This window comes from Nostoc sp. ChiVER01 (genome assembly GCF_034531155.1).
GTDB lineage: Bacteria > Cyanobacteriota > Cyanobacteriia > Cyanobacteriales > Nostocaceae > Nostoc.
This window is the reverse complement of sequence record NZ_JAVRBS010000002.1, coordinates 398067-416945: the sequence shown is the minus strand read 5'-3', so window position 1 is coordinate 416945 and position 18879 is coordinate 398067. Positions and strand designations below refer to the sequence as shown.

The window sequence follows — 18879 nt, the reverse complement described above, 5'->3', positions numbered from 1 at the left end:
GTTTCTCTGAGTAATGGAAATGGCACATTCCAAAACGCAATTAGTTCATCTCCAGCAGAAGCGGGGTTTACGCAAAACAATGGAGGTTGGACTAACAATAATGATTATCCTCGAATGTTAGCTGATATAAATGGGGATAAGAAAGCTGATATTGTTGGTTTTGGTGCTAGTTCCGTGTTTGTTTCTTTAGCAACAGATGGAAAAAGTGAAAATATACAACCTGGCACACTTAGTATCTCAACTGAAATTGTGACAGATATTATTGGAGGGTATAAACAGAATGTCCAAACCTATCTATCAGGAATTTTGGACGCTTTGAAAGAGTTTAATATCTATAACAAAAACACTGTTATTGCCGCAATTGCCACTGTCGCTACAGAAGTCGGTTCTTTTGAACCTATTAATGAGTATGGTAATAATGCGTACTTCACCCGAATGTATGAAGGACGTAAAGACTTAGGCAATATTTACTCTGGTGATGGCGCAAAATATCACGGTCGGGGATTTATTCAGTTAACTGGTCGGAGTAATTATAAGACCTATGGAGATCGTCTAGGAGTCGACCTGGTTAATCATCCTGAATTAGCTCTCGATGCTAAAATTGCTGCACGCATTCTAGCTCTTTACTTTGTAAATAGAGGTATTTCAGCAGCAGCTAACCGAGAAGATTGGCAGGCTGTACGTCGAGGGGTCAACGGGGGACTTAACGGATGGGATCGATTTATCAACTACGTTAACAAAGCAAAAGCCCGAATTGTTTAGCAACAATTGCTCTGTAATTACTTGCTAGTTATTTGTCAAGCGATCGCTCTTTGTGAAGATAAAGGAAATAAGAAGGCAAATCGCTTTTTATTGTGAATGAGAGAGCGATCGCTCGTCTATCGTTAATCAGTGTAGGGGTTTAGCATTGCTAAACCCTTTTACCTGTGGGATGGAATGAAGCCTTACAGTTGAATCAAGGGGCGGTCAATTTAGATGAAGCAAGCTACTTGACAAAGTGCGTAGGCACAGGAATAGCTTCTAATGAAGATGTGAGCTGATAACTTTGAAGAATAGAATCTTGTATAATATCAGCACTGTTGAAATAACTCCTTAAAGCTTTTTGAGGCTGCTTCCGGTTTGGCAACAATCTCGACAATTTTATTGCGTGCATCTGCTTCAAACAGCGCCTCAACAGCAACTTGGGCGACTTTTTGCCTGGGTATACTACCGTCAAACAGTGTATCACCACTCTGCATCACGATCGCGTCGGAGTTATCTTCATTCTTCAATCCACCAGGTCGCACAATCGTATAGGTAAGACCACTTTTCTGAATATACTCTTCAGCTTGCTTTTTCCATACTAAAATCAGCCAAAACAAGTTCAGTGGATGGAATAACTGCGAAGTACACAAAGAAGAAACTAAGACAAAATGCTCAATTCCTTTTGCTTTAGCAGCTTCTACTAAATTTTTAGTCCCTTCAAAATCTACTTTATAGGGGCCAGTGGGGTCAAAACTAGGTTTTGCCCCAGTAGCAACCAACAAAACTGTGCTATCTCCCAACGCAGCAGTTAAACTTTCTGGTTGTAATACGTCGCCTACCACTAATTCAGCCTCAGGAGAGAGAATACCCCTAGCTTTTTCTATATCTCGCACTAAAGCACGGACGGGAATATTCCGCGCTATCAACTCTTGCACAATCCGGCGACCTGTTTCACCTGTTGCCCCTGCTACAAATGCTTTCATGAGAAATGCTATCCTGGGAAACTATTGTGTGCTTGTTTAATTCTTTATTTTAGTAATTCTATGGACTTGATGGTAGATTAATGAGGTTTTGGTAAAAATGAGATATTAGTGTGAAATGACCCAGGTACGTGGGGAATTATTAATATAGACGAACGTTTAAATATACATTAATGCATTTATGCTTTCAAGACAAAGCGAATATAAATCTTGGGAAATAACAGAAGCAGTTTTACCTGTAACCTCCAGCCATGAAGCAGCCGAGGACACATTAATAGAAGCAAATGTAGCGACGGTCACAAAATTTTACGGCCGTTATCAAGATTTTATGGAAATGCCTGCCCCAGCAGAGAAGGTTGCCCAGTATCTTAATAATCATGCCTCATGGTTTTCGCGTTGTGCTGAACCGATGAAGGTGCAATCACTTGGGGAAAATGGCTACGCTTTAGTAATTGGCCGTTTTGGTGCTTTTGGTTATGATGTAGAACCTAAAATTGGTTTGGAATTGTTGCCTCCAGACGAGGGTATTTACCGCATCCGTACAATTCCTATTCCTGACTACCAACCGCCTGGTTATGACGTAGACTATCGGGCATCTCTACAGTTAATAGAAAATAATAATTCCAGTAGTATTGGTGAAATTACCAGAGTTGAATGGGAATTAGATTTAATAGTTGATTTGCACTTTCCCAGGTTTATTCAGCGATTACCCAAGTCTATAATTCAATCTACAGGCGATCGCTTACTTAACCAAATTGTCCGCCAAGTCTCCCGTCGTTTAACCCGCAAAGTTCAGCAAGATTTTCAGAAATCTTTAGAAATACCCTTTCCTGCTAATTCTAAACAAAAGCACTGAGTCAATAGTCCTTTGTCATTGCTCATACACAAATAACAAATCGCAAAGTCGAGCCAGTCGCTTGGGCGGGTTTCCCGACTTGGGCGAACTGGCGTTGAGCGGAGGTTTCCTCCACTCAGACTTTGTAAGAGAGGACAAATGACAAGGACTAAGCTTTAGTGAGAATTCTTTGGACAATTTGCACGCCGGTGACAGCCTGCCAAGCAAAAAGCCCCAAAAGAGTAAAATTCACCAGAATATGAGTTGCTCGTGCCCAATTTGCCCCTTTTTGCATATAAGGCGACAAAGCAGCAGAAAATGCAATCATACCCGTCATACCCAGTCCTGCTAGCAGGTGAGGCGCGACAAATAATTTGCCATTATTGATGTAGGTGACACCCATCCCTCCAATTGCACCTACCACCATCAAAGCTAGGAGTATAGATCCGATTTGGTAGTGTCTGACGTTATATTTACCTTTAATCAGTTCTTTCTTTTCTTCCCCCTGAGCATTTCTGGTACGCTGTACTTGCAACCCTAAGTAGGCTGCATAAATTGAAACTACTAATAGCGCCCACATTAGCACCGGATGAAGGAAATTCAGCCAATATTTCACCGACGTGGAAAGTTCCAGACTCATCGTGTTCTCGCCTAATTATAAAATCTTCATAAAAATTAGCATAATTCTATTTTCTGTGCTTAAGGTTGCACAAATTAAAAGAGACTAAGAAAGAGAATAATTTTTATCAACCCAACAGCCAGAATGTTTGCCAAGACTGCTTTTATTGAATTTGAATTTAGAATGAGTAAATTTTGAATTGCATAAACCTCTTGCCAAAGTGGATAAACAATCTCAGACTAAATTTTGAGGGTAGACGAACAAAACCCCCTGTGTGGGATCTCATCTATGACTGAAAACAACGATACTTTGCTGCTAAAAGCTGCCAAAAGCGGCGATATTAAGGGTCTGAGTGCGCTACTGGCTGCTGGCGCGAGGGTGGACGCGTGCGATCGCCAAGGCACGACGGCGTTAATGTTTGCTGCTAATTTAGGTTATACCGAAATTGTGCGATCGCTATTAGATGCTGGGGCAAATATCAACTTGCCCAGAAAACTCTATGGTTTGACGGCTTTGATGTTGGCGGCTAGTGCCAAACAACTTGACATTTTGCAGCTTCTACTATCTAAAGGTGCTGATGTCAATGCCACTAATGAAGATGGCAGCACAGCTTTAATGGCAGCTGTAGTTAAAGGTCATGTCGATGTAGTGCGAGTTTTATTGGCTGCTGGTGCAAAGGTGGATATCGCAGATAAAGATGATGATACTGCCTTGAAACTCGCCATTAAGCAGGGACAAATAGAAGTTTTACAAGCAATTCTCCAAACTGGTGTTGATGTCAATATCCGAGATGAGGAAGGTGAGACACTTTTAACATTAGCGGCAGATTTGGGACATTTGCAGGTTGTGGAAGCATTGCTAGCAGCCGGGGCTGATGTGAATGTGAGAAACGCCGATGGTGGAACTGCCCTATCGGCAGCAGCGGCCGCTGGACACAGTGCGATCGCAGCAGCTTTACTAAATCGAGGTGCCCAAATTAATCTCCAAGACCAAGATGGTGAAACAGCCCTACACCTTGCCGTTGTGGAAGGCTACATTGATGTTGTGCAAGTGTTACTTAACAGGGGTGCAGATGTCCAAATTAGGAACCACCTTGGTGATACGCCACTGCTTGTAGCAGCATTGCAAGGACACAGCCATATCGTTGAAGCATTGTTGCATTCCGGGGCAAATATTACTGAGAAAAACCTCGGTGAAGTACCTTTGACACTGGCTGCATCACAGGGACACACTCAAACAGTGAAAGTGCTGCTAGAGTATGGTGCTGATGCCAACACTGCGGACGATGATGGTAAAACTGCTTTGATCAAGGCAACCGAACGCAAGCACACGGAGATAATACACTTGTTGCTGGCAAAGGGAGCAGATGTGAATTTTCAAGACTCAGCGAAAGCAACAGCATTGATGTGGGCTGCTTCAGCAGGTTACGGCGAAATTGTGCAGTTGTTACTGCAAGCTGGGGCAGATGTGAATTTGAAAAACCGGGGTGGTTATACTGCTTTAATGATTGCAGAATTTAATGGTTATAAAAATGTTGTGCGGAGCCTGCAAAAAGGTGGGGCGCAAGAATAGCTAATAGCCATCTAAAATCTTTTGTTTACTAGGCTGTGCTTTTTGGAATCAGGGTCATAAACTTGCTGCAATCACCGTAGACAAGCAAATTCGGAGAGATTTTACGCCCATTTTAACGTCAGAGGCGATGCGAGGCGATCGCGTCTTGTTCCTGTCACAATATCTAAATAAGCCTATATTTTAATTTCAAAAATGTCTGCTAAAAATACAAATAATCAAAATCGTATCCAATCTCGTGATTGGCCAATTGAGCAATTACCTGGACTAAGCCATGAAGAACAATCTCAACTGCACGATTGTGGAATTCCTAGTACAGTAGTGCTAATCAAACAAGGGAAAACTCTAGAGAAAAGACTAGCATTAGCAAATAAACTACAGATTCATCTTCAGTATGTAAATAAATGGATGGCTTTAGCTGACTTAGCGCGTATTCCCAGTGTAGGCATACAATATTGTGGTTTATTGCTCCATGCAGGTATTGGTTCTGTGGCGCAGTTGGCTCAGACTCCCACTCACAGATTGCACCAACAAATTATGCGCTTGCAAGTAGCAACAATGCAGCGACGAGATTTGTGTCCAGCGATTGAATTAGTACAACAATGGAGTCAACAAGCGAAAATAGTGGGGAATGGGGAGTAGGAGGCAGGGAAGACAAGGGGACAAGGGGACAAGAAAGAATTATTGAAGAAGTGTCTTACTTATTTATTCCCTACTCCCCACTCCCTACTCACTACTCCCTAATCTTTGGCTAAAACACCATTAAGGAAGATATCAGCAAGTCCTTCTGCCATTTCCTGCATTTGTTGAGGGGAGGCATCAGGTTCCATGAGGGTGTTGTTGGAAAAACCTGCGATCGCAAACATTCCTAAAAAAACTTTTGCTACTAGCTTGGCGTCCATTTTGCGATAAATGCCTTTATCCATCGCTGTTTGAAAAAATGCTTCGCCCACATCGGACATTTTGGTAATGACTTCTAATTGAATGCGATCGCGCAAGTCGGGGTGAAACTGCACCTCCATAAAACAAACGCGCATTAAATCGGCATTTTTTTGGAAGTTCCACATCCGGCGACGCATCACCTGAGCTACGGCTTTATAGCTGCCCATTTCACTTAATTCTGTCAGCAAATCTGTGAGAATCTCCACCCATCCACTCGTTGCTACTTCCACCAAAATTGCCTTTTTATTGGCAAAATGACGAAATAGAGTCCCTTCAGCTACACCTGCCGCCTGTGCTAAATCACGGGTGGTAGTACCGTCAAATCCCTGAGCGGCGAACAACCGTTGTGCTGCCTGCAAAATCCGGGTGCGCGTCTGAGCTTCTGAGGGTGGGGAAGAATTAAAAACTCGCATAACAGTTTTGGTGAAATTTGCGGAACACGATTTGTAGCATTATTGTCTAACGTCAAGTAAAAAAGCCTAACAAGCTTAATACAAGATTAACGTTTTTTTGCTAAGTACCTAGTTTTTTAGGTAGTGTAACTTTATCTTAATTTTTGCTTATGAACCAGATCATTTGGTCAATTTTAGTTTTTAGATTGGGGATTTTGGGTTGGTCAGATAAAGTATCTGTCATATTGCGGCGGTTGTTTGTCGCTTTGTTGGCTTTGATTATCCTCTGGTGGGGATTGCTGCCAGAAATTGCTCTGGCTCAAACTCAGACCGCACCCCCTCCTCAAAGAGTGCTGCAACCTACAAAAACTCAAACTCCACCAGTTCAAAGTTCGATCCAACCTTATCTGAATCGAGTTATCAAGGAGTTAACGGAGTTTCGCCTCAACAATGGTCTAAAATTCATTGTTTTGGAACGACATCAAGCGCCTGTAGTGTCTTTTATTACTTATGCCAATGTCGGTGGTGTGGATGAGCCAGATGGCAAAACTGGTGTAGCTCACTTTCTGGAACATTTGGCGTTTAAAGGGACAACGCGCATTGGTACAGAAGACTACAAGGCAGAAAAACCTTTATTAGAAACCTTAGAACGACTAGATGGCCAAATTAAAACAGCAAAAGCCGATGGCAAAAAAGATGAAGTTGCTCGGTTAGAAGCTGAATTTAAGCGAGTGGAAGCGCAAGCAGCCAAGCTTGTTAAGCAAAACGAATTGGGGCAAATTGTCGAACAAGCGGGAGGCGTGGGTTTAAATGCCAATACTTCAACTGAAGCTACTCGTTATTTGTACAGCTTTCCTGCGAATAAATTGGAACTTTGGATGTCGCTGGAATCGGAACGATTTCTCGATCCTGTAATTCGTCGTGAGTTTTATAAAGAGAAAGATGTAATTTTAGAGGAGCGACGGATGCGGGTGGAAAATTCACCCATTGGATTAATGGTGGAGAAATTTATTGATACTGCTTACAAAGTTCATCCATACAGGCGTCCGGTGATTGGTTATGACGAAGATATCCGCAATCTGACACCTGACGATGTGCAAAAGTTTTTTGATACTCACTACGTACCAAGTAATTTAACCATTGCCATTGTCGGAGATATTAACCCGGCTGAAGTAAAAAAACTGGCGCAAACTTATTTTGGTCGCTATCCGGCAAAAACCAAAGCTGTTGAAGAAATCCCGGTGGAACCGTCACAACAACAAACACGAGAAGTTACTTTGCAGCTACCTTCTCAACCCTGGTATTTAGAAGGTTATCATCGTCCGGCAATTACCCATCCAGATAATGCAGTCTATGAAATCATTGGTAGTTTATTAAGTGATGGGCGCACATCGCGGTTGTATAAGTCTTTAGTAGAAAAGCAGCGTTTGGCGCTAAATGCTCAAGGTTTTAGCGGATTTCCTGGAGATAAGTACCCAAACCTCATGTTATTCTATGCTCTCACGGCTCCTGGTCATACGGTTGATGAGCTGGCGGTGGCTTTGCGCCAAGAAATCGACAAATTAAAAACTGAGCCTGTAGCAACGGTTGATTTGGAACGAGTGAAAACCCAAGCACGGGCGGGTTTGTTACGTACCCTCGATTCAAATATGGGGATGGCTCAACAATTGTTGGAATATGAGGTGAAAACTGGCTCTTGGCGGAATTTATTTAAGCAGCTGGATGATATTTCGGCGGTAACTACGGCTGATATTGTGCGGGTGGCAAAAGAGGCGTTTAGGGCTGAGAATCGCACGATTGGTAAGTTGTTATCGAAACAAGCTTAAGAGAAACGTAGACGCAAAGCGGCTTGCTGTAGGCTACCGCAGAGGCGCAGAGGGCGCAAAGGAAGAGAGATATGCAGAGGTATAAAGTGAAGGGTAAAAAGCAGATAGTGTTCAAAATCAAAAATGGGAAAGGGTTAATTTATGCTTTGATTGGTGTATTTGCATGTTTACTTTTAACTTGTAATTTTTCTCTGGCGGCGACGGCTGAGGCAAAGCATTATACAGAGTTGCAGTTACCACCGCTACCTGAAATTAAAATACCCAAGTATGAGCGGTTTGTTCTTCAAAACGGCTTGGTTGTCTATTTAATGGAAGATCACGAATTGCCATTGGTGAATGGAACGGCGTTTGTGCGAACAGGAAATCGCTTGGAACCACAACAGAAAGTTGGTTTAGCTGGTTTTACAGGTGCGGTGATGCGAACTGGAGGAACTAAGAAGCATTCAGGTGATGAACTCAACGAGATGTTGGAACAACGCGCGGCATCAGTGGAAGCTAGTATTGGCGAAGCTTCTGGTAATACTAACTTTGACGCACTCAGTGAAGATTTAGAAACAGTGTTTGGGCTGTTTGCCGAGGTGCTACGATCGCCAGTATTTGCTCAAGAAAAGCTAGACTTGGCTAAGACACAAGCTAAGGGTGGCATTGCTCGTCGTAATGACAATCCAGATAGTATTGCTAGTCGAGAATTTAAGAAATTGATCTATGGGAAAGATAGTCCTTATGCTCGCACGATAGAGTATGCAACAGTGGATCAAATTGAGCGTGAGGATTTGCTCAAGTTTTATCAGCAATATTTCCACCCCAATAATATGATTTTGGGGATTGTGGGAGATTTTGATTCCAAGAAAATGCGATCGCTCATTCAAGCTAATTTTGGCGATTGGAACCGTAACCCAGGTATTGCTAAACCCAAATTACCTAATGTTTCGCCAGTTAACACAGGTGGAGTCTTTTTTGTCAATCAGCCACAATTAACGCAAAGTAGTGTGCTTATCGGCCATTTAGGTGGACGGTTTGACAATCCTGATTATCCGGCGCTGGATGTATTGAATGGAGTGTTAAATGGATTTGGCGGACGCTTATTTAATGAAGTGCGATCGCGTCAAGGTTTAGCTTACTCAGTTTATGGCGAGTGGAGTCCTCGTTTCGACTATCCTGGCATGTTTATTGCTGGTGGAGAAACGCGATCGGATGCTACTATCCAGTTTGTCAAAGCCTTACAAGATGAAATCAAGCGCATCCAAACTCAAAGAGTTACAGCAAAAGAACTAGCTTTTGCCAAAGAGTCTACACTCAACTCCTTTGTATTTAACTTTCAAGATCCTGCACAAACCTTATCACGGTTGATGCGATACGAATATTACGGTTATCCTGCTGATTTTCTCTTTCGCTATCAAAAAGCCGTCGCCGCCACCACAGCTGCTGATGTGCAACGAGTAGCACGAGAATACCTTAAACCAGAAAAGATCGTGACTCTAGTGGTGGGGAATCAAACCGCTATTCAACCGCCATTGACGCAGCTAGCAGCAAAGGTGACACCAATAGATGTAACGATTCCTGGTTCGCAGCCACAGGTAAAGAATTAATTTGCGCTATTAGCAAGGTATCCTCCTCTAGATTTCCTGGTAATCAGCGTGATGTTATAAGTACTTGTGATAATTTCCTTGATTATCGGGAAATGAGTGAGGACAAATTGTAGTAACCAGTAGAAACTAAATCAGGAACCAAAGCCTCTGGAGTTTCCAGAGGTTTTTTTTTAATTACGCTTTTTTAGGACGCGATCGCCCCATACACTTCAAAAAAGGGCTTTTTAAGCAGGCGATATCTGACGACAAACTGCTGCGAATCCAAGCATCGGAAAATTGCAGCAAACAATTTTTGCATTAACTGAAGTAAGCTAAATTTAGGTTGGAGCTACTGGGAGTGGAAATGATGTTGTTGGAATTAAAGCGCATCCATGTCCCACCAGGACAAAGAGTGCTACTGAGAGATGTAACCTGGCAGGAATTGGAAGCAATTTTAGAGGATTTAGGAGAGCATCGTGCTGCACGAATTGCTTATGACAGGGGAATACTAGAGATTATGGCACCACTGCCAGAACATGAATATGACAAAGAAATTATTGGGGATTTAGTTAAAGCCCTTTTGGAAGAGCTAAATACTGAGTTTATTAGTCTTGGTTCTACGACTTTCAAAAACCAAGTAATGGCTAAAGGTATAGAACCTGACCAGTGTTTCTATATAAAAAATGAATCCAAGATTCGCGGCAAGAAGCGGCTAGATTTAACAGTAGACCCCCCTCCAGATTTAGCTCTAGAAATTGATATTACTTCTCGCACTCATCCTAATATCTATGAAGCTTTAAAAGTACCTGAGCTTTGGCGTTTTGATAAAGGAAAGCTCCAAATTAATGTTCTGCAAAACGGGTATTATATAGAGTCTCAGCAAAGCCTAAATTTTCCTGTATTCCCATTAATTGAAACGATTCCCAAATATCTTGAGCAAAGTACAACAGCAGGCAGAAATGCAACGCTCAAGGCTTTTCGTCTTTGGGTAAAAAAGCAGATACAACAGCAATAATTCGTAATTCGTAATATTCGCCTCCGGCAAGAAGCAAGCTACGTAATTCGTAATTAATTTTAGGTAGATATATGCTTAACTTCGACCTCTATTTTGATCTGGTAACGTTCAGACAAGTCGGCTCGGTGAACCAAGAATCCCACGGCTTGAAGCCGTGGGAGCGTCAATTAGTAATGATTTAAGTTAATTCCAGCTTCTTTTGCCATTGCTTCTAACCCATTAATCTGTAGGGTTTTGATTGCTTTGGTAGACAGCTTTAACTTCACCCAACGATTTCCGGCTTCCCACCAAACACGCTTGCTTTGCAGATTAGCGTGCTGAAGGCGTTTAGTACGGCGGTGGGAGTGGGAAACAGCAAAGGCGTTATTTGCCTTCTTACCAGTTAGTTCACAGCGACGCGACATAGCAAGTATCTCCAGATTGTTATTTTAATACAGCCTTTCCATTTTAGGTCTTAGGCAACAGAAGTGGGGAGTAGGGAGATAAGGGAGCAGGGGAAGCAGAGGGAGAAATAACTCCTAACTCTTATACAGACGCGATTAATCGCGTCTGTACTCCTAAATTTTCTTACTTACTAGCTTGTTCTGTCAGCTTAGTGAGTACCTCATTCGATCGCTCGACAAAAGATTTCATTCCCTCAGCGTCAAATCCTTTCTGAGACATGAGCGCTAAATCGTAAACGTGTTGGCAAATCAAGTTCACTAACTGATCTGTAGACGATTGACCGTTACCTTGAATAATAGTACCTTGGTTAAGATTTGCCAGATTTTGAATCAACGGATGAGCAGTATTTACTAGCAAAACGTGATCTTCGGGAAATTCTACTGACTGCTGCTGCATCATGGCGTTCATTTCCCGCATCCGGCGGAGAATCTCTGGTAGAAGAACGATCGCAGGTGGTGTACCATGAGGATCGTCTGATTTCAAAGCTTCGGTACGGATGTTGAGTTTGGGTTTGTTGAGAGATTTTTCAAATAACTCTTTGATTGTCTCACTCCGAGTTTTATTCGTCTTCGGATCAACAATTTCCGTAGCTTTGTCTTGTTCCAACAGGGTATTATCTAAGTCAGAGTCCACCCGTGTAAATTTGACATCCTTATATTCCCGCTCTAGGAAGTTGATAAAGTGGGTGTCGATGAAGGAGTCCATAAATAGGACTTCCAATCCTTGATTTTTGTGCAGTTCTATGTATGTTGCTTGGGTTGCTTCATCAGTGCTGTAGAAAACCCGGTTCTCGTTACGTTCTTTGTTACGTTCTAAATACTCTTTGAGTGTGGTGTAAGGAGCGCTAGGTACTGAGTCAGAACTAGGTGAAGGAGTCACATCTTGCCAAGCATCGCCGTCTGAAGACTGGACTTCAACCACTGGAGTTTCAGCAGCAACTTTTTCTGTCAGCTTGGCGGTGGTGCGGAAGACGATAATATCTTCAATTTGTTTTTTGAATTTCTCGTCGTTGAGAACGCCGAATTTTACGAAAGTACCAAGATCCTTCCAGGCGCTAATGTATTGTTCGCGGTTGTCGCGGAAAAGTTCTTTGAGGCGATCGCCTACTTTTTTGGCAATATAATCACCAATTCGCTTCACGGTGCGATCGCCTTGCAAGGCACTACGCGATACGTTCAGGGGAATATCAGTACTATCAATCACACCCCGCATTGGCATCAAAAATTGCGGGATAATTTCTTCGCAGTTGTCGCTAACAAAAACTTGATTGCAAAATAGCTTGATTTGCCCTTTTGTAACATCTACATCGGGCCTCATTTTGGGGAAATATAGAATCCCGTTGATGATAAACGGATAGTCTGTATTTAAATGTACCCACAACAGAGGTTCTTCTTGAAAAGGATACAAGTAGCGATAAAACTCTAAATAATCTTCTTGACTCAGGTTACTTGGAGACTCTCGCCACGGTGCTTTTTGCTTATTTAATACTTCGCCATCAAGTTTAATTGGTACTGGCAAGAAATCACAGTAAGTCTTGACAAGATTCTTAATTCGTGCAGTCTCTAGAAATTCCTCCTCTTCTCCTTGCAGGCTAAGAGTAATAGTAGTGCCGCGAGTTGTCCGGGGCGATTCTTCTAGAGTGAAAGCTGGGGAACCATCGCAAGTCCAGTGAACCGCCTGCGCTCCTTCTTGATAGGATAATGTATCAATCTCTACCTTTTGCGCCACCATGAAGGAAGAGTAAAAACCAAGACCGAAGTGGCCAATTATCGGTTGATCTGATTTGCCTTCATACTTATGAATAAATTCTTCAGCACTAGAAAAGGCAACTTGATTGATATATTTCTTAACTTCATCTGCGGTCATCCCGATACCGTTATCGGAGATGGATAGGGTTTTCTTATCTTTGTCAATGGCAATTTCAATTTCTGGTTCACCGATATCTCCAGCGTAGTCTCCGGCGCGGGATACCATTTTCAGCTTTTGGATAGCGTCTACAGCGTTGGATACGAGTTCCCGCAAGAAGATTTGGTGGTCTGAGTAAAGCGATTTTTTAATTATCGGGAAAATATTCTCAGTATGAATACTGATAGTGCCTTGTTCTAGCATAATTGGTAATTCTTCGATGTTAGTATCTGAAATGATGATAGTGGTTAATACAGGCTAACCCTGTGTTTTCCAGGATAAACCCGGAGAACACAGAAGGGTATGATATCAATTAGGATTTTAAAAGCATAGCTTAGGCGATCGCACCTTTTTTGAGCGTTGTTTGCCCCCATTTTCTGATTCGGATTTCCCTACCCCTTGAACCCTCGCCAGAAGTGAGGCGAGGGTTGAGGGAATAGAATTCTACGCGCTAAAGTATTTTGCTAACGGGTGGTAAGCAATAATCGCAGTGGTAGACTGTTCTGGATAAAGTTGTTCACTTTCATCCATATACAAGTTAATCCTGTCAGTCTGCAATAACTCCAGTTGCTTGTATTGGTCTTGGATATTCGGGCAAGCTGGATACCCAAAACTATACCGTGAGCCACGATAGCGTTGTGCTAATATATCCCGAATATTGTCGGGTTCTTCAGCACTAAAACCTAACTCGCGGCGGATTCTGGCGTGTGTCCATTCAGCCACAGCCTCTGCCACCTGCACTGCTATGCCGTGGAAATAAAGATAATCGGTGTATTGATTAGCAGCAAACAGCTTTTGGGCGAACTCTGTGGCAATTTCTCCTACAGTCACCGCTTGCATGGGGAAGACATCGATAATTCCCGATTCCTTCGGTGCAAAGAAATCTGCTATGCACAACCGCCTTAAAGACTTCTGTCTGGGGAATTCAAAAGTTGCAACCTGTTGTGATTGCTTCTCTAAGTCATATATATGTAAAGAATTACCCTCGGCTTGACAAGGAAAATATCCGTAAATCACTTGGGGATGCAACAGATTTTCTTCAATAATTCGCTGTTTCCAAGTTTCTAAAATTGGGTAGACTTTCTCAGTTAAGAAAGCCTGATATTCTTCCTTAGATTGTTCCTTTGGTTTGCGGAATTGCCATTGTCCAGCAACCAAAGCTTGTAAATCCAAGTGCCAGAATATTTCCTCAATGGGAATATCACTAGGCTGCAACAACTTTGTTCCCCAGAAAGGCGGTGTGGGACGTTCAATATCCACAGCCACAGCTTCAGAACGTCTTGTATCTACTACTTTTGGTTCAGCAGATGTTTCTTCAGCAGTTGTAGCTTTTGGTTCTTTGTGACCATTTGTCGAAACTTCAGCAGTTTCAACTTCGGTCAAAAATCCCTGCAAATCTTCCCAGTTACCAGTAGCCTTTGCTGGCATTAATTTATCCATGAAGTGCAAGTCAGAAAAGGCATCTTTGCCATAAACAACTTTACCTTTATAGGTATTTTGACAATCTTCATAGACAAACTTGGGAGTCAACGCCGCACCACCTAAAATCACAGGGACACTAATTCCCTTTTCGTTGAATACCTCCAAATTCTCTTTCATGAAAGCGGTGGATTTTACCAGCAAACCACTCATGGCAATACAATCAGCTTTGTGCTGTTCGTAAGCGTTGATGATGTTTTCCACCGGCTGCTTAATTCCCAGGTTAATCACCTTGTAGCCGTTGTTGGATAAGATGATATCCACCAAGTTTTTACCAATGTCGTGGACATCGCCTTTGACTGTGGCAATGATAAAGGTTCCTTTGGCATTGTTACCCGATTCTGATTTTTCCATAAACGGTTCTAGAAATGCAACAGCCGCTTTCATGGTTTCCGCAGATTGCAAGACGAAGGGTAACTGCATTTGTCCAGAACCGAATAATTCCCCGACAACTTTCATGCCATCTAGCAAGAAGGTGTTGATAATTTCCAGAGGGGGATATTCTTCTAAGGCTTTTTTCAGATGTTCTTCTAAGCCAATGCGTTCGCCGTCGATGATGTGGCGTTTGAGACGTTCTGAGATAGGGAGACTTTCATCTAAGGAGCGATCGCGCTTAGTTGTTACCCCGGCAAACACTGTGGTAAGCTCTCCCAAAGGATCGTAAACGCAAACATCACCCTCAAATTTCCGCTCATCATAAATCAACTGCCGACAAATTTCTTGATGGCGGGCGTCAATCTTAGAGAGCGGTAAAATTTTGTTAGCACTGACAATGGCTGCATCCATTCCCGCCGTTGTCGCTTCGTGCAAAAACACCGAGTTTAGCACCATCCGCGAGGCTGGAGTTAAACCAAAGGAAATATTGGATACACCCAAAATTACATGACATCCAGGCAATTCCTCACGAATGCGCCGAATTGCTTCAATTGTGGCTTTACCGTTTTCTCGGTCTTCTTCAATCCCGGTGGAAATTGGTAACGCTAGGGTATCAAAGAATATTTCTGTGGCTGGTATGCCATATTCTACAGCTTGACGATATGCACGTTGGGCGATCGCAAACTTTTTCTCGGCTGTCCGCGCCATCCCATCTTCATCGATAGTACCAATGACTACACCAGCACCGTACTTTTTCGCTAATTCCAGCACCTTTAAAAAGCGCGGTTCCCCATCTTCGTAGTTGGTGGAATTCAGCAAACACTTACCACCAGCAACCTTTAAACCCGCCTCCATCTTTTCCCATTCGGTGGAGTCAAGCATTAAGGGCAATGTGACATTATTAACAATGCGCGAAACTAATTCGTGCATATCGCGCACGCCGTCGCGTCCCACATAATCGACGTTGACATCAAGGATGTGTGCGCCTTCTTTGACTTGCGCCCTCGCCATTGAAACGAGTCCATCCCAATCTTCGGCATTTAGTAAATCGCGGCACTTCTTGGAACCACTGGCGTTGAGACGTTCACCAACAATCAAGAAGGAATTATCTTGGTCATAAGGCTGAGTGGTGTAAATTGATGCTGCTGCTGGTTCTAAGCTAGGATGTCTAACTTTTGGCTTCAGACCTTTAGCAACTTCTGCCAATTGTTGAATGTGTTCTGGACGCGTCCCACAGCAACCCCCAATCACTTGGACACCCAAATCTTCAACAAAATGCATCAATGACATCCGTAATTCCAACGGTGTCAAGCGGTAGTGCGCTTGACCGCCGACGTTCTCAGGTAAACCCGCGTTGGGAATACAGGAAACGATGAAAGGTGAATGTTCTGCCAAATACTTGATATGTGGTTTCATCAAGTCTGGGCCTGTGGCGCAGTTTAGACCGAGAATGTCAATTGGGTAAGGTTCCAAAATTGTCAGCACAGCACTGATTTCTGAACCAACTAACATTGTGCCCATGCTTTCCATTGTCACAGACACCATCAACGGTCTGCGATCGCCTTTTTTGGCAAACACCTCTTCAATGGCATTCAGCGCCGCCTTAATTTGCAGCACATCTTGGCAAGTTTCCACCAAAAATAAATCGACACCACCATCCCACAGCGCCTCTGCTTGTTCAGCAAAAGTAGCTTTCATGGTGTCAAAGTCAATATGTCCCAAGGTTGGAAGTTTCGTTGTCGGGCCGATGGAACCTGCCACAAACCGGGGTTTTTCTGGCGTGGAAAATTCCGCCGCTACACGCTTGGCCAATTCTGCGGCTGTCTTGCTGAGGTAGTAGGCTTGGTCTGCCAAGTCATATTCTGCCAGCACCAGGGACGTACTGCCAAAGGTATCGGTTTCAATGACATCAGCACCAGCAGCGAGAAAGTCGCGGTGAACCTTAGCGACAGCTTCCGGTTTCGTGTGGACTAAGTATTCGTTACAACCTTCATACTGTGGGCCACCGAAGTCTTCAGCAGTCAGATTTTGGGTTTGTAAGTTGGTTCCCATCGCCCCGTCGAAGACGAGGACTGGGCTATCTGGACTACGCAGGCGTTCAAGGAAAGAATGAGTCATATTTTCCTAGAAGAAATGAGGAAATCAAGTGAGTCTTGTGATACTCGACTTACTTTATTATTTTCCAAGATTGTGATATTTTCGGCATCTTTTAATAAAGTCTGTTTTGCTGAAACTCCCTATTCGCTCATTTCGACCTGATTTATCAAGGTTAGCGATAACAGAATTTGCAATTCCTTGTAGAGACGGCGATTTATCGTGTCTCTCTAACGTGTCAGTTTTTTAGACGCCATAAATCGCGTTTCTACATGAGGTGTTGCTGGCTTATCCTGGTGACTTGTAGGCAGAACCTACACAGTATTGACACAGGTGGGATTTCACTGAATTCTACACATAGTCAGATGAAATAGTTTCGCCAAGCTTCTTATCTTAGGATTACAGCTTAGAGTTGTTACTCCGTTCAGCTCAAAGATGGAAAAAACACCAGGAGTATAACTTGAGTCTTACTATGGATTTAAATTCTTTGTTCAATCTCAATACATTTATTGAATTATTACTGGGGATTAGTTTGAGCGCGGCGGCTGGCTTTCGAGTATTTGTACCACTGCTAGCATTGAGTGTGGCTTCAGTTTTTGGACATTTAGATTTACCGACTAACTTTGATTGGGTGGAAACACCTCAAGCTGTAATTGTCTTTGCAGTCGCTTGTTCATTAGAAATTATCGGTTATTACATTCCTTGGTTAGACCATCTGCTGGATATTGTAGCCACTCCTGCGGCATTTATCGCCGGGACAATCGTCACAGCATCCGTTGCTCCAGAGATGAATCCACTGGTGCAATGGACGTTAGCTTTAGTTGCTGGTGGTGGAACCGCAGGATTAACTCAGGGATTAACGAATATATTGCGGATAAGTTCTACAGGCGTTTCTGGTGGATTAACCAATCCAGTTGTGTCAACCATTGAATTGCTCGTCGCAATCGGACTATCTGTGCTGGCGCTAGCTTTACCAGTGGTAGCAGGAGTGATTGTGATTGGTTTTCTAATAATTGCTATTCAAAGAATCTGGAGTTTCTTCTTGAGTAAACCATCTTCTCAAGCTCACGAAACCGTCTCTCCATCAAAAGAATTGGGATAAGTGCTTATGAATTGGTTTCATCGCTGCGACACCGAATAGCCCGTCGTAGACATCGCAATTATAAAGCGATCGTAGTAATTTATAATTCCAAAGCCGCTATTAGACAAAAATTCACTTGATTAATTGCCTCAGAGGAAAGAGAACCCAGCTTTCTGAGAATCATAGATTTATTTAATGTAAAAATTGACTCACAGCGAACCACAGACTCAACTCTAATACCTGCACTGGCAATTTCATCGCCCGTTATTAAATATTGCGTCACAGTTAAAGGGCGATTAGTGTTGGAAGTACAAGGCACAATCATCAAATCATCAAGAATTTGATTCAAGTGATTTGCCGAAATTACAACAGCAGGGCGAACTTTAAACTGTGCCAATCCCGTTGAAGGCATGGGGACTCGACACAACACAACATCACCGCGCTGTAAGTTCATCAGCAAATACTTCGTCGTAAATATCATTTTCAGAACTTACCCAATCTTGATAAGCCTGAGATTCAACAGTAGGATTAACAGATTTTTCGCCATTCTTGAAAGAAAGAGCTAAATCAAGCAATACTGATAACTGCTCATCATTCAGTTGTTCAATCAAACTTAGAAGTTCTTGACGAATATTCATGGAATTGCCGACTACTAACTATATTCAATGTATGCCATAAAGCGATGCCTGTAGCGTTGGTGGTGCGATGCTGAATAGCCCGTCGTAGACATCGCAATTATAAAGCGATCGCAGTCTTCGGGTGTGTTAGCGCGAAAGCGTAACGTACCCTTTGAACTACATGAACGAACTTTTTATATTCGCCGACGAGTCTTTGATACTCGTGAATGAGTCTTTTATACTCGCCGACGAGTCTTTGATACTCGTGAATGAGTCTTCTATACTCGCCGACGAGTCTTTGATACTCGTGAATGAGTCTTTTATACTCGCCGACGAGTTTTTGATACTCGTGAATGAGTCTTTTATACTCGCCGACGAGTTTTTGATACTCGTG

Annotated in this window: 16 protein-coding genes and 1 pseudogene; 8 read left to right on the top strand and 9 right to left on the bottom strand. The window is 42.9% G+C overall.

Annotated elements, in window-relative coordinates; all coding sequences use genetic code 11:
* A partial coding sequence (locus RMY00_RS04255; RefSeq protein WP_322646351.1) for a glycoside hydrolase family 19 protein occupies positions 1-762 on the top strand: 762 nt, incomplete at its 5' end.
* A gap of 308 nt (positions 763-1070) precedes the next feature.
* Here RMY00_RS04255 and RMY00_RS04250 read toward each other — a convergent pair.
* Positions 1071-1727 carry an NAD(P)H-binding protein gene (locus RMY00_RS04250; protein ID WP_322646350.1) on the bottom strand — a complete coding sequence of 219 codons (657 nt, stop codon included), beginning with the start codon at positions 1725-1727 and terminating at the stop codon, positions 1071-1073.
* A gap of 178 nt (positions 1728-1905) precedes the next feature.
* Here RMY00_RS04250 and RMY00_RS04245 point away from each other — a divergent pair, with 178 nt between their 5' ends.
* A complete protein-coding gene (locus RMY00_RS04245) occupies positions 1906-2580 on the top strand; it encodes a DUF1997 domain-containing protein (protein WP_322646349.1) in 675 nt (224 codons plus the stop codon).
* Positions 2581-2728: 148 nt separating this feature from the next.
* Here the strand turns inward: RMY00_RS04245 and RMY00_RS04240 are convergent, their stop codons facing one another.
* Positions 2729-3199: a DUF4079 domain-containing protein gene (locus tag RMY00_RS04240; protein ID WP_322646348.1), complete on the bottom strand. Its 471-nt coding sequence runs from the start codon at positions 3197-3199 to the stop codon at positions 2729-2731.
* A gap of 267 nt (positions 3200-3466) precedes the next feature.
* Here RMY00_RS04240 and RMY00_RS04235 point away from each other — a divergent pair, with 267 nt between their 5' ends.
* Positions 3467-4750 (top strand): ankyrin repeat domain-containing protein, encoded by a 1284-nt coding sequence (locus tag RMY00_RS04235; protein ID WP_322646347.1) that lies wholly within the window; start codon positions 3467-3469, stop codon positions 4748-4750.
* A 192-nt stretch (positions 4751-4942) separates the two neighbouring features.
* Positions 4943-5389 (top strand): DUF4332 domain-containing protein, encoded by a 447-nt coding sequence (locus RMY00_RS04230; RefSeq protein WP_322646346.1) that lies wholly within the window; start codon positions 4943-4945, stop codon positions 5387-5389.
* A 98-nt stretch (positions 5390-5487) separates the two neighbouring features.
* Here the strand turns inward: RMY00_RS04230 and RMY00_RS04225 are convergent, their stop codons facing one another.
* Positions 5488-6102 (bottom strand): TetR/AcrR family transcriptional regulator, encoded by a 615-nt coding sequence (locus RMY00_RS04225; protein ID WP_109011630.1) that lies wholly within the window; start codon positions 6100-6102, stop codon positions 5488-5490.
* Positions 6103-6251: 149 nt separating this feature from the next.
* Between RMY00_RS04225 and RMY00_RS04220 the strand changes: the two genes are divergently transcribed.
* The 3 genes from RMY00_RS04220 to RMY00_RS04210 all read left to right on the top strand — a co-directional run bounded on the left by RMY00_RS04220 (position 6252) and on the right by RMY00_RS04210 (position 10490).
* Complete coding sequence (locus RMY00_RS04220; protein ID WP_322646345.1) at positions 6252-7907, top strand: pitrilysin family protein; 1656 nt, start codon at positions 6252-6254, stop codon at positions 7905-7907.
* A gap of 71 nt (positions 7908-7978) precedes the next feature.
* Positions 7979-9496, top strand: coding sequence for a pitrilysin family protein (locus tag RMY00_RS04215; RefSeq protein ID WP_322646344.1), 1518 nt, complete (start codon positions 7979-7981; stop codon positions 9494-9496).
* A gap of 346 nt (positions 9497-9842) precedes the next feature.
* Positions 9843-10490, top strand: a complete 648-nt coding sequence (locus RMY00_RS04210) for a Uma2 family endonuclease (protein ID WP_322646420.1) — start codon at positions 9843-9845, stop codon at positions 10488-10490.
* 167 nt (positions 10491-10657) lie between these two features.
* On the opposite strand, the gene rpmB is transcribed toward RMY00_RS04210, so the two are convergent.
* From rpmB to metH, 3 genes are all read right to left on the bottom strand, one after another.
* Positions 10658-10894 carry a 50S ribosomal protein L28 gene (gene rpmB, locus RMY00_RS04205; RefSeq protein ID WP_109011633.1) on the bottom strand — a complete coding sequence of 79 codons (237 nt, stop codon included), beginning with the start codon at positions 10892-10894 and terminating at the stop codon, positions 10658-10660.
* Between the two features lie 163 nt (positions 10895-11057).
* Positions 11058-13043, bottom strand: a complete 1986-nt coding sequence (gene htpG, locus RMY00_RS04200) for a molecular chaperone HtpG (protein ID WP_322646343.1) — start codon at positions 13041-13043, stop codon at positions 11058-11060.
* Between the two features lie 240 nt (positions 13044-13283).
* Positions 13284-16811: a methionine synthase gene (metH, locus tag RMY00_RS04195; RefSeq protein WP_322646342.1), complete on the bottom strand. Its 3528-nt coding sequence runs from the start codon at positions 16809-16811 to the stop codon at positions 13284-13286.
* A 448-nt stretch (positions 16812-17259) separates the two neighbouring features.
* On the opposite strand from metH, the gene RMY00_RS04190 reads away from it, so the two are divergent.
* Complete coding sequence (locus RMY00_RS04190; RefSeq protein ID WP_322646341.1) at positions 17260-17889, top strand: DUF4126 domain-containing protein; 630 nt, start codon at positions 17260-17262, stop codon at positions 17887-17889.
* Positions 17890-17968: 79 nt separating this feature from the next.
* On the opposite strand, the gene RMY00_RS04185 is transcribed toward RMY00_RS04190, so the two are convergent.
* The 3 genes and pseudogenes from RMY00_RS04185 to RMY00_RS04175 all read right to left on the bottom strand — a co-directional run.
* Complete coding sequence (locus RMY00_RS04185; RefSeq protein ID WP_322646340.1) at positions 17969-18322, bottom strand: type II toxin-antitoxin system PemK/MazF family toxin; 354 nt, start codon at positions 18320-18322, stop codon at positions 17969-17971.
* Positions 18303-18506 carry a hypothetical protein gene (locus RMY00_RS04180; protein WP_322646339.1) on the bottom strand — a complete coding sequence of 68 codons (204 nt, stop codon included), beginning with the start codon at positions 18504-18506 and terminating at the stop codon, positions 18303-18305. The genes RMY00_RS04185 and RMY00_RS04180 overlap by 20 nt, the downstream gene beginning before the upstream one ends.
* Before the next feature lie 97 nt (positions 18507-18603).
* Positions 18604-18879, bottom strand: a pseudogene (locus RMY00_RS04175) (hypothetical protein); the annotation flags it as partial.

What these genes read in the sequence shown, in the direction of transcription:
- RMY00_RS04250 (WP_322646350.1), bottom strand. Translation starts at nt 1,727, where the DNA reads ATGAAAGCATTTGTAGCAGGGGCAACAGGTGAAACAGGTCGCCGGATT.
- RMY00_RS04245 (WP_322646349.1), top strand. Translation starts at nt 1,906, where the DNA reads ATGCTTTCAAGACAAAGCGAATATAAATCTTGGGAAATAACAGAAGCA.
- RMY00_RS04240 (WP_322646348.1), bottom strand. Translation starts at nt 3,199, where the DNA reads ATGAGTCTGGAACTTTCCACGTCGGTGAAATATTGGCTGAATTTCCTT.
- RMY00_RS04235 (WP_322646347.1), top strand. Translation starts at nt 3,467, where the DNA reads ATGACTGAAAACAACGATACTTTGCTGCTAAAAGCTGCCAAAAGCGGC.
- RMY00_RS04230 (WP_322646346.1), top strand. Translation starts at nt 4,943, where the DNA reads ATGTCTGCTAAAAATACAAATAATCAAAATCGTATCCAATCTCGTGAT.
- RMY00_RS04225 (WP_109011630.1), bottom strand. Translation starts at nt 6,102, where the DNA reads ATGCGAGTTTTTAATTCTTCCCCACCCTCAGAAGCTCAGACGCGCACC.
- RMY00_RS04220 (WP_322646345.1), top strand. Translation starts at nt 6,252, where the DNA reads ATGAACCAGATCATTTGGTCAATTTTAGTTTTTAGATTGGGGATTTTG.
- RMY00_RS04215 (WP_322646344.1), top strand. Translation starts at nt 7,979, where the DNA reads ATGCAGAGGTATAAAGTGAAGGGTAAAAAGCAGATAGTGTTCAAAATC.
- RMY00_RS04210 (WP_322646420.1), top strand. Translation starts at nt 9,843, where the DNA reads ATGTTGTTGGAATTAAAGCGCATCCATGTCCCACCAGGACAAAGAGTG.
- rpmB (WP_109011633.1), bottom strand. Translation starts at nt 10,894, where the DNA reads ATGTCGCGTCGCTGTGAACTAACTGGTAAGAAGGCAAATAACGCCTTT.
- htpG (WP_322646343.1), bottom strand. Translation starts at nt 13,043, where the DNA reads ATGCTAGAACAAGGCACTATCAGTATTCATACTGAGAATATTTTCCCG.
- metH (WP_322646342.1), bottom strand. Translation starts at nt 16,811, where the DNA reads ATGACTCATTCTTTCCTTGAACGCCTGCGTAGTCCAGATAGCCCAGTC.
- RMY00_RS04190 (WP_322646341.1), top strand. Translation starts at nt 17,260, where the DNA reads ATGGATTTAAATTCTTTGTTCAATCTCAATACATTTATTGAATTATTA.
- RMY00_RS04185 (WP_322646340.1), bottom strand. Translation starts at nt 18,322, where the DNA reads ATGAACTTACAGCGCGGTGATGTTGTGTTGTGTCGAGTCCCCATGCCT.
- RMY00_RS04180 (WP_322646339.1), bottom strand. Translation starts at nt 18,506, where the DNA reads ATGAATATTCGTCAAGAACTTCTAAGTTTGATTGAACAACTGAATGAT.